9 protein-coding genes are annotated in these 10,125 nt (G+C 72.4%); 1 reads left to right on the forward strand and 8 read right to left on the reverse strand.

Annotation, left to right across the window (positions count from 1 at the left end):
- Positions 1 to 57 precede the first annotated feature (57 nt).
- From DMH12_RS09470 to DMH12_RS09495, 6 genes are all read right to left on the reverse strand, one after another.
- Positions 58 to 1,383: an alpha-glucosidase/alpha-galactosidase gene (locus DMH12_RS09470; protein ID WP_125491112.1), complete on the reverse strand. Its 1,326-nt coding sequence runs from the start codon at positions 1,381 to 1,383 to the stop codon at positions 58 to 60.
- The gene (locus DMH12_RS09475; protein WP_125491113.1) at positions 1,380 to 2,339 is read right to left on the reverse strand and encodes a carbohydrate kinase family protein; all 960 of its coding nucleotides are present in this window, start codon (positions 2,337 to 2,339) and stop codon (positions 1,380 to 1,382) included. Before DMH12_RS09475 ends, DMH12_RS09470 begins: the two co-directional genes overlap by 4 nt.
- A 61-nt stretch (positions 2,340 to 2,400) precedes the next feature.
- Positions 2,401 to 3,291: a carbohydrate ABC transporter permease gene (locus tag DMH12_RS09480; protein WP_125491114.1), complete on the reverse strand. Its 891-nt coding sequence runs from the start codon at positions 3,289 to 3,291 to the stop codon at positions 2,401 to 2,403.
- Positions 3,288 to 4,238, reverse strand: a complete 951-nt coding sequence (locus DMH12_RS09485; protein ID WP_125491115.1) for a carbohydrate ABC transporter permease — start codon at positions 4,236 to 4,238, stop codon at positions 3,288 to 3,290. Before DMH12_RS09485 ends, DMH12_RS09480 begins: the two co-directional genes overlap by 4 nt.
- Positions 4,239 to 4,252: 14 nt before the next feature.
- Complete coding sequence (locus DMH12_RS09490; RefSeq protein ID WP_125491116.1) at positions 4,253 to 5,581, reverse strand: ABC transporter substrate-binding protein; 1,329 nt, start codon at positions 5,579 to 5,581, stop codon at positions 4,253 to 4,255.
- A gap of 32 nt (positions 5,582 to 5,613) precedes the next feature.
- Positions 5,614 to 6,441: an endo alpha-1,4 polygalactosaminidase gene (locus tag DMH12_RS09495; protein ID WP_125491117.1), complete on the reverse strand. Its 828-nt coding sequence runs from the start codon at positions 6,439 to 6,441 to the stop codon at positions 5,614 to 5,616.
- 372 nt (positions 6,442 to 6,813) lie between these two features.
- Between DMH12_RS09495 and DMH12_RS09500 the strand changes: the two genes are divergently transcribed.
- On the forward strand, positions 6,814 to 7,035 hold the full coding sequence (locus tag DMH12_RS09500) for a hypothetical protein (RefSeq protein WP_125491118.1): 222 nt from the start codon (positions 6,814 to 6,816) through the stop codon (positions 7,033 to 7,035).
- 16 nt (positions 7,036 to 7,051) lie between these two features.
- Here the strand turns inward: DMH12_RS09500 and DMH12_RS09505 are convergent, their stop codons facing one another.
- The gene (locus DMH12_RS09505; RefSeq protein WP_125491119.1) at positions 7,052 to 8,509 is read right to left on the reverse strand and encodes a cellulose binding domain-containing protein; all 1,458 of its coding nucleotides are present in this window, start codon (positions 8,507 to 8,509) and stop codon (positions 7,052 to 7,054) included.
- Positions 8,506 to 10,122 (reverse strand): beta-N-acetylhexosaminidase, encoded by a 1,617-nt coding sequence (locus tag DMH12_RS09510; RefSeq protein WP_125491124.1) that lies wholly within the window; start codon positions 10,120 to 10,122, stop codon positions 8,506 to 8,508. The genes DMH12_RS09505 and DMH12_RS09510 overlap by 4 nt, the downstream gene beginning before the upstream one ends.
- Between the last annotated feature and the right edge of the window lie 3 nt (positions 10,123 to 10,125).

Raw genomic sequence — 10,125 nt, forward strand, 5'->3', positions numbered from 1 at the left:
CCCTCGTCGTGTTCGTCGTGTTCGTCGCGTCGGCTCAGCGGCCGAGCACCGCCCGCATCAGCTGCCGAGCACCGCCCGCAGCCCCGGCTGGAGCCGGTCACCGTGGGCACGGACCATGTCGTCGCACAGCTCCCAGATCTGCTCGACCCGCAGCGTCGCCGCCGTCGCCGGGTCGGTCATCGCGGCGTGCCTGATGTGCCGCGGGTCGTCCTCCGTCGCGGCCCGCACCACCAGGTCGGTGGTGCTCAGGTAGGTGCGGTTGAGGGCCGCCAGCTGCGGGGGCAGCGCGCCGATGCGGGTGGGCTGGATGCCCGAGGAGTCGACCAGGCACGGGACTTCGACTGCGCCGTGGGCGGGCAGGTTGTCGATCAGTCCGTGGTTCGGCACGTTGCCGTAGACCGTGCGGGGCGTGCCGGTCACGATGCTGTGGATGATCTGCGGGGCGTACTCCATGGTGCCCTCGACGGTGAGCGGGGCTCCGCAGGCCAAAGCGTCCCGGGTCCGCTCGTACTCGGCGACGTTCTCGTCCACGATGTCCAGGTAGGCGCCGACGGGCAGCCGCAGCCGGTCGATCTCGCTGTCGTGGTGCAGGTACCAGGGGACGTACTCGGAGGAGTGCTCGCTGGTCTCGGTCGGGTACGCGCCCAGGCGCCGGTACATGTCGACGCGGACCCGCCGGCGCAACTGCTCGTCCTCGGCGATCAGGGCGTCGAGCCGCGGGTACAGGTCGTCGCCGCCGTGCTCCAGACGGAGCACCCACGCCTGGTGGTTGACGCCCGCGGCCCGGTAGGTGACCTCCTCATAGGGGACCTTGAGCAGGTCGCACAGGCTCTGGACGGTCCAGTAGACGGAGTGGCACAGTCCCACCACCCGGGTCAGGCCGGTCGCCTCGGCGAGGTACTGGACGTTCATCGCCATCGGGTTGGTGTAGTTGAGCAGCCAGGCGTCCGGGCACAGCTCGGCGATGTCCCGACCCAGCTCCCTGAGCAGCGGGAAGGTGCGCAGGGCGCGGAAGACGCCGCCGACGCCGAGGGTGTCGCCGATGGTCTGGCGCAGCCCGTACCGGGCCGGCACCTCGAAGTCGGTGCGGGTCGCCTCCCGCATGCCGACCTGCACGATGTTGATGACGAAGTCGGCGCCGGCGAGGGCCTCGCGGCGGTCGGCGTGCGCGGTGACACGCGGGCGGGCACCGCGTTCGGCGGCGATGTACTCGGCCGCGGCCCGCGCGGTGGACAGGCGCTCCGCGTCGATGTCGTGCAGCGCGATGTGCGCGGACTTCAGCTCGTCGAACGCGAAGAGGTCGGCGAGCAGGCCCTGGGTGAAGACGACGCTGCCGGCTCCGACGAAGGTGATCTTGGGGGCGGTCGGCTGGGCGGTGCTCATGCGGAGTTCTTTCCGTTGCGGGTGACCTGGGCGAACGCTTCGTCCCAGGTGGGCTGGGCGGTCGTGCCGCCGTGGGCGCGGGTGGACAGCGCGCCGCAGACGGCGGCGAGTTCGAGGGCGCCGGGCAGGGCGAGCCCGGCGAGGAGGGCGGCGACGAACCCGGCGTCGAAGCTGTCGCCGGCGCCCACCGTGTCGACGGGCCGCGCCGGGATGCCCGGCGTGGTGAGCAGGGTGCGGCCGTCGTGGCACAGGGCGCCCTCGGCCCCGTTCTTGACGACGACCGTCGGTCCCCGCTTCGCGAGGGCGGCGGCGGACTCGCCGAGGTCGGTGGTGTCGAGTCCGGCGAGTCGCCGGGCCTCGGCCGCGTTGGGCAGCAGGTAGTCGGTGTGGGCGAGCACGGCGTGGAGACCGGGCGGGTCCCAGCGCCCCGAGGGGTCGTCGTTCGTGTCGAGCGACGTCGTCGCGCCGTTCGAGCGCGCGGCGCGCAGCAGGCCGGGCAGACCGGCGGCGAGGCCCGGCAGCAGGAAGTACGACGCGGCGTGCACGTGGCGGGCCGCGGCCAGCAGGTCGGCCGGGACGTCGGAGGCCGTCGTGGACCGCAGGGTGCCCGGCGCCGTCACGATGGCGCGGTCCCCCTCTGCCAGGGTCAGGACGACGGTCAGCGGCGTGGGCAGGCGCGGATCGGTGTGCAGGGCGGTGGTGTCGACACCGTGCGAACGGAGGCTGTCGCGCATGTAGCGGCCCGCGTCGTCGTCGCCGACGCGTCCGGCGAACGCCACCCGCAGACCGAGGCGGGCCGCGCCGCACGCCATGATCGCGGCGGAGCCGCCGAGGGTGAGGGCGCCGTCGGCCACGAGTTGTTCGCGCTGCCCGAAGGCGAGCGGGGCGTCGAGCGGCCCGAGGACGACGTCGGGATTGGCGTCGCCGACGACGAGCAGGTCGAGGGTGTGCGGCATGGGTCTTCCCTGGGATGACGGAGGTGACTGCGGTGCGGGAGGGCCGGGACGTGGCGGGACGTCAGCCCTTGAGACCGCTGGAGGTGATCGACTGGATGAAGGTCTTCTGCGCGCCGAGGAAGGCGAGCAGCACGGGCAGCACGGTGATGACGTTGCCGGCCATCACCGCGGCCCACTGGGTGTGGTGCTGTCCCTGGAAGGTGGTCAGGCCCAGTTGCAGCGTGTACTGCGTGTCGTGGTTGATCGCGATCAGCGGCCAGGTCAGGTCGTTCCAGGTGGTGAGGAAGGTGAGCACGGCCACCGTGCTCAGCGCCGGCCGCGACAGCGGCAGCACGATGCGGAACAGCACCCGCAGCCGGGAGCAGCCGTCGATCCAGGCCGCCTCCTCCAGCTCCCTGGGCAGCGAGAGGAAGAACTGCCGCAGCAGGAAGACCGCGAAGGGGGTGACCAGCGACGGCACGATCAGCGCGCCCAGGGTGTCGATGAGCCCGAACTTCTTCATCACCAGGAACGTCGGGATCATCGTCAGCTGGAACGGCACCGCCATGGTGGCGAGCATCAGCCCCAGCAGCACCCGGGACCCGGCGAACCGCATCCGGGCGAAGGCGTACCCGGCGAGCGAGCCGAAGACGAGGTTCGCGGTGACGGTGACCGCCGAGACGATCAGCGAGTTGGCGAACCAGCGCGGGAACATCGCGTTGCCCAGCACGTAGCGGTAGCCGCCGAGATCGATGCCGGACGGCCACAGGGCCGGCGGGAAGCGGTTGATCTCCGCGTTGCTCATCACCGAACTCAGCAGCAGCCAGACCAGTGGCACGGCGAAGGTGAGGGCGAGCGGCGCCAGCAGCAGGTGCCACGGACTGAACGGGAGCCGCCGCCGGCGCCGTTCGGTGGCGGCGGGCTTGGCCGCGAGGGCGTGGACGGTGTCGGGCCGGGCGGAGGTCGCCGTCATGATCGGGCCCCTTCGAGACGGTGGCGTCCCCGACGCCGGACGATGCGGACGGACCCGGCGACCAGGGCGAGGGCGACGGCCAGGACGTACGCGGCCGAGGCCCCGTATCCGGCGGTGGCGTTCTTGAACGCCTGCTCCCAGATGAAGTAGACGATCACCGTGGTCGAGCCCAGCGGGCCGCCCTTGGTGGTGACGTACACGAGGTCGAAGACCTGGAGGGACTGGATGGCCTGCCACACCACCAGGAAGACGGTGACCGGGGTGAGGGTGGGCAGCGTGACGTGGCGCAGCAGGTGCCGGCGGCCGGCGCCGTCGAGGCGGGCCGCCTCCACGAGGGACGGCGGCACGTCCTGGAGGGCGGCGAGATAGACGACGACGCAGAACCCGGTGCCGCTCCACAGTGTGATCGCCACCAGCACCAGCAGCGCCTGGGACGGATCGGAGAGGAAGCCCTGCGACGAGATGCCGAGGCGGTGCAGCACCGAGTTGGCCGCGCCGAACTCCGGGTCCAGGATGAAGGAGAACAGCACGCCCTGCGCGGTCGCCGACAGGACGAACGGTACGAAGATCAGGGTGCGGTAGAGGCCGACCAGGCGGATGCGCCGGTTCAGCACCAGGGCGAGGGCCAGTCCGAAGAACATGCTCAGCGGCACGTACAGGACCGTGTAGAGCAGGGTGTTGCGGACCGCTCGACTGAAGTGGGGGTCCTGGGCGAGGGCGCGGTAGTTGTCGAGGCCGACCCAGCGGCTCGGCGTCACCAGGTCACTGGCCTGGAAGGACAGCAGCAGCGACCAGATCACGGGCACGATGCTCAGGCCCAGGACGATCAGGACCGCCGGTGAGACGAAGGCCCAGGCGGTGCCCGTCTCGCGCCGGCGCTTGGTGCGCAGGGCACGTGGCTCCGGCGGCGGACCCGCGAGGGTGATGGGTTGGGGGAGGCGCGGCATGGCGGTGTGGCTCCTCAGCGCGGTATGAGCAGGGCGGCGTTGGCGTCGTCGGCGCAGGCGCGCAACGCCTTCTCGGGAGTGCCGCGCCCCAGGAGCACGGCGACGATCGCCTGCCCCAGCGCCTGCGAGACCTCCGGGTACGCCGGGTGGACGGGGCGCACGCGCGCCGTCTCCAGGGCCTTGGTGAACACGGCCAGGCCCTCGGTGCGGGCGACCTTGTCCTGCCAGGCGGGCAGGGACTCGGTGCGGCGGCTGAGCGGGAGGCTGCCGGCCTCGATGTCCCAGCGCACGTCCTGTTCGGGCTGCGAGAGCCAGTCCAGGAAGGTGCGGGCGGCACGGGACCGCGCCTCGCCGTTGTCGAACACGGTCCAGGTGTCGGGTCCCGAGATGGTGACCGGGCGCCCGCTGAAGGTCGGCAGCGGCGCGACGTGGTAGTCGATCTCCGCGTGCTCGATGTCGGGCAGCTGCCAAGGACCGGTGACCACCATGCCCATGCGGCCGGACAGGAACACCTGGTACATCTGCTCGCTGCCGGGCTTGGGGTCGACGTAGACGCTCTTGTCGCGGACCAGGTCGGCCACCACCTCCAGCGCGCGGGTGCCGGAGTCGGCGAAGCCGATGCCCTTGCCGCTGTCGTCGACGACGTCGCCGCCGAGGTCCCAGATCATCGGCCACAGGCGCCACACGGTGTCCTCGTCGCCCGTGCCGGGCCAGCCGGTGCCGAACCGGCCGCGGCCGCCGTCGGTCAGGCGACGCGCGCACGTGACGAAGTCCTGCCAGCTCCAGCCGGCCTCCGGCAGCGGCAGCCCGGCCTCGCGGAACAGCTTCTTGTTGCAGACCACGGCGAGTGAGTCGAGCAGGGCCGGAGCGGCCCTGACCTGCCCGTTGATCGTCACGGCCTCCCGGGCCGCGGCCCAGTGGTTCTTCCACGGCACGGGGCCGGACTCGACCTCCTCGGTCAGGTCGACGACCTGCGGGCTGCGGGCCACCCGCGCCAGGTCCGAGCCGAAGATGTAGGCGATGTCCGGGTAGGACCCGGCGGCGAGGGCGGCGGTCACCTTCTGGAGCATCACGTCCGACAGCACCCCACCGCCCATCGACACCTTGATGCGCGGGTGGCTGCGCTCGAAGTCGGCCACCAGGCCCTGCAGGACCTTCTTCGCGGTGTCGGCCTGGCCGTGCCACATCTCGATCGTGACCGTGCCGTCGGGGCCGACGCCGTCATCCCCACCGGCTCCGCAGCCGGTCAGCGCGGTGCCCGCGACCGCCGTGAGCGCCGCGCCCCCGGCCGACCGCAGCACCCTCCTGCGGGAGGGTCCCGCGGCACGTCGGACCGCATCCATCTGTACCTCCAAGGACTGGCCGTCGGGTGAAGTCAGCAGGTCTCACGGACGTACGAGCTGCTGCCCTTCGGCGAGACGTCCAGGTCGCGCCGGACGATGCTGAGCGTGTCCGCGAACCCGGAGCAGGCCTTCGACAGGCCCTTGGCGGTGTACTCGATGACGATCACGTGGTCGCCGAACTCGGCCGTGTAGTCGCCGCACTCGTCCCACTCGCCGCACTCCTCGGCCACGGCGAAGTCCAGACCGTTCGCCACGCGGTTCCCGGCGAGTTCGACGGTGTTCTTCTGTCCGACGGCCAGCCCGTCGGCGTGCGCGCGCTCCGCGAGCAGCTTGATGAACGCCTGGGCGTCGGCGGCGTCGAGCAGCTTGTGCGAGCGGGTGTAGCTGTCGTAGTTGTCCGGCTCGACCGCCTGGAAGCCCTTGTCCCCGCAGCTGTCGATCCAGGTGCCGATCTTCTCGGCGACGCGCTCGCGCTTGTCGGCGGTGCGCAGGTCGAGCAGGGCCTCCTTCCACTCGGTGTCGTAGACGATGTCGCCGGCCGCGTCGCGCAGCAGCAGGTCGTCGTCCCACTCGTCCTCGGCACCGCGCTGCGCCTGGAAGGCGTTGACGTAGCAGATGTTGTAGAGACCGGCCGCGGGGGAGGCCGTGTGGTCGCGGCTGACCACCCGTACGCCGGCCGGCGGGGTGTAGGCGCCGCCGATCTGGTAGTCGAAGTCCGCGTGCGCGGGGGGCGGGGCCGGTGCGGCGGCCTCGGCCGGGGTGCTGCCCGGGACGAGGGCGGCGGCGGTGGCGAGGACGGCGGCGACGCAGACGCCCGCCAGAACCGGCTTCTTCGAGGTGTGCACCTGCGTGCGGCTCATGGTTCGAGCTCCGGAGGGTGGTGGGCACGACCCCGCCTCGGACGCGCATGGCAGTCCTGGCGACTCAGTCCGGGCTCCTGGCGTCGAGCCAGCTACCGGCTGGGCGTACCTCTGCCGCCGATCGCATGGCATCGGCGTTGACCGGGAGTAAATCGACCGGATCCAGCCCCTGTCAAGGGTGCGAAATGAGAGAGTGTATGCGCGAAGCTGATCGAAGAACCTTCATTCAGCGCAGAAACAATCATGATGCGTCGGTCGGCGGAGCGCCGGGAACGATGGGAGGGAGCCAGGTCGGAGCCGTGATCACCGGGTGGCCGCGGGGCTGGTAGCGTCGCGTGGTCGCGGCGGGCGGCGCGAGAGAGGTGTCGGTGCGTGGGAGAACGGCAGGACTGTGAGTGGGTGGCGATGACACCGGGCGACTTCGACCGGGACGCCCCGCTGGTCCTCAACGTGGGCACCGGCCCCGCCACCGTGCCGGCCGAGCCGGACGAGTACGGCACCGCCCCCCTGTTCGGGGAGGAGGCGCCCGCACCGGGCACCCGGCCGCGCAACCGGCGGGGACGGCCCGCACCCGCCCAGGAGCGGCTGTTCTGACCGTCCCCGCCAGGCGTCAGGAGGCGGGCACCTCGTCCACGAAGTCCGTACCGGCGTCCCGGTACCCGGCGACCTTCGCCGCCACCTGGGCCGGGGTGAGCACCTGGTCCTTGACGTGCAGGACGTAGTCGACCTGCTGGTCGTAGGCGCGCGGGGTCGTCGACGTCTGGCCGTTCAGGTCGATCAGCCACTGGTTGAAGTTGATCGACATCGGCCGCTCGGGCAGGTACCGCGCGTCATGGGTGCCGAAGTGCTGCCCGTCCACGTAGTACGTGATGGCGCTGTCGTCGATCGTGACGACCAGGTCGTGCCAGCCCGCGTAGCTCCGGCGCTGCTCCGAGTGCTGGTTGACGGCCTGCCAGGGGTCGGGGTTGTAGGTTTCCCAGGAGGTCGTGTACAGGATGTTCGCCGGCTCGCCCCACCCGCCGTTGGGCAGGTACTCGAAGTCGTACTCGGCGTAGTCGTCGGCCATCGGCGCCTTGAGGTCGTTGATGGTGAAGAACGTCTGCACCAGGTGGTCCCCGTCGGGCCCCGACTTCGGCGCGTCGGAGAACTTCACGCGCGCGGCGTAGGTGCCGTTCCGGAACTTCGTGGCCCGGGTGAGGACCTCGGTGTGAGTGGTGGACGCGCCGGTGCCCGCCGTGGAGGTCTCCAGGTTCATCACCGAGTTGCCCCCGGACGACACGAAGGTGACCTTCGAGGGGTCCCAGGTGGCGCCGGGGACGCCCGGGCCGCCGGAGTTGGCGCGCACGCTCCAGCCGTGCGCGGAGATCGCGGGGTCGGTGTGCGAGCTGTAGTCGAAGTCGTCGAACAGCGCCTGCCCGTCGCCGGGCGGGTCCGTGGGATCGGTGGGGTCGGTCGGGTCGTTGCCCTCGGGGGCCGCGCCCCACACGGTGGCACCGGCGAGCTGAGCGGTGACCTTGTCCCAGTTCGCGTACGACGTCTGGGCGCCGTTGAAGGAGTAGTCGTCGCTCTGCCGGACCGTCTGCCAGTTGGTCCGGTGGAACCGCAGCTGGAGGTCGCCGGTGTCCGCGCCGGGCGCCAGCGTGCCGGCCGCCTCGGTGAAGCCGATCTCCAGGTAGCGGTCGGCGGTCGCCGTCGGGTTGCTCAGCGTGCCGAACGTGCCGGTGACGACCGAGCAGCCGCGCACCGCCCAGGAGCAGGCGAAGCGGTAGGAGTCGCCGGGCGAGTCGGCCTTGAAGTAGTAGCGGACCTTCACCTGGCTGAGCTGGACGGTGGAGGAGCCGGTGTTGCGGACCTTCAGCCAGGGTTCCGTCTGGTCCGCGGTGGCCCCGCCCGCGCTGGTGCGGTACTGGACGCTGAGGCCGTCCGCCGCGGGGGCGGCCTGGGCGGGGAGGGCGGTCAGGGCCCCGCCGCCGAGGAGTGCCGCCAGGGCGAGCGCGAGTCGGGCGCGCCCGGGGACGGTTCGGCCGGTGGACCGGCTCGTGAGCCGGCCGGTGGGTCGGTTGCTCATCGGGAATCCTTTCGGCAGGGCTCCCGCGGGTGCGGGAGCGTGGGGGGTGTGAAGCTCGGGGCGTGGAGCGTCGGCACGGGGGCCGGCGGGTCGGCGTGCGGCACGTCCAGGGCGTCCAGGCGGGCCCGGTGCCCGGCCAGCCGGGACGTGAAGTCCCGCCAGCCGGAGGTGCCGTCCCAGACCCGTTCGGCGAGCGCGCACAGCCGCGGATAGGTGAGGTACTCGACGTGCGCCCCGGTGGTCACGAACTCGGTCCACAACTGGCCCTGGGCGCCCAGCACCCGGGACGCGTCCTCTGGCACGGGCGGGGTGAGGTCCACGTCGTACACCGCGCGCAGGTCGACGATCCCGCCGGGCTGGCCGGGCGGTTCCCCGGGGCCGGGGCCGCGCGGGTAGTCGAAGTACGTCGCCCGGTGGTCGGCGTGCACGACCTCGTGTCCGCGCCGTGCCGCCGCGTGCGCGTGGCCGGGTTCGCGCCAGCTCATCACCGTGCAGTCCAGGGGGAGGGTGACGCCGTTCTCGGCCCACACGACCGGCCGGCGGCCCGCGCCCACCAGGTGCTCGGACATGCGGGCGATGAACCAGGGGTGCAGGGCGCGGGGACCCGGCAGCCCCTCCCGGGCGGCCCGGGCGCGCGCCGCCGCACTGCGCTCCCACTCGACGGTGGGGCACTCGTCGCCCCCGATGTGGACGTACGGCGCGGGGAAGACGTCCATGACCTCGTCCAGGACGGTCCGGAAGAAGTCCAGGACGTGGTCGTCGGTGCCCAGGACGTTCTCGCACACCCCCCAGTGCGTCCACACGCCCAGGCGCCGTCCGGGATCGGTGCTCAGCTCGGGGTGGGCGGCCAGCGCGGCACGGACGTGCCCGGGCAGCCCGATCTCCGGGAGCACGCTCACGCCGCGCCCGGCCGCGTACGCCACCAGGTCCCGCAGCTCCGCCCGGGTGTACGACCCGCCGTGCGGGACGCCGTCGAATCGGTCGCTGCCCGCGGGCCCCGCCATCGACTCCGCCCGCGCTCCGCCGACCTCGGTGAGCCGCGGATAGGTGGCCACCGGCATCCGCCAGCCCTGGTCGTCGGTGAGGTGGAGATGGAACACGTTCAGCTTGTGCAGCGCCATCAGGTCGACGTAGCGCCGCAGGTAGGACACCGGCTGGAAGTGCCGGGCCACGTCGAGCATGGAGCCGCGCCAGGCGTACCGGGGCACGTCGGTGATCTCCACCGCGGGCAGCTCCCACGGCACCCCGCGCACCGGCCGTCCGGACAGGGCCTCGTACGGCAGGAGTTGCCGCACCGTCTGCACGCCGCGCAGGAGTCCGGCCGGGCGGGCGGCGCGCAGGAGGACGCCCTGCGGGCTGACGGTCAGGCCGTAGCCCTCGTCGCCGAGGCCGGTCAGGGCGGGGTCGAGGGCGAGGACGAAGGCGCCGTCGGCCGCCGCCCGCAGGGGCAGCCCCGTGGCGGGGGCGAGGAGGGTGCGCAGCAGGGCGGCGGCGGGTCCGGCGCCCGGGGTGACCCGCAGCCGGGTCGTGTCGTCGAGACGGAAGCGGCCGGCCCGGGTGGAGAGGCGTCGAGGGCGGGGCACGAGGGCCAGTTCGGGGCGTGGCAGGTCCACGGG

It is taken from the genome of Streptomyces sp. WAC 04229 (assembly GCF_003947455.1).
GTDB lineage: Bacteria > Actinomycetota > Actinomycetes > Streptomycetales > Streptomycetaceae > Streptomyces.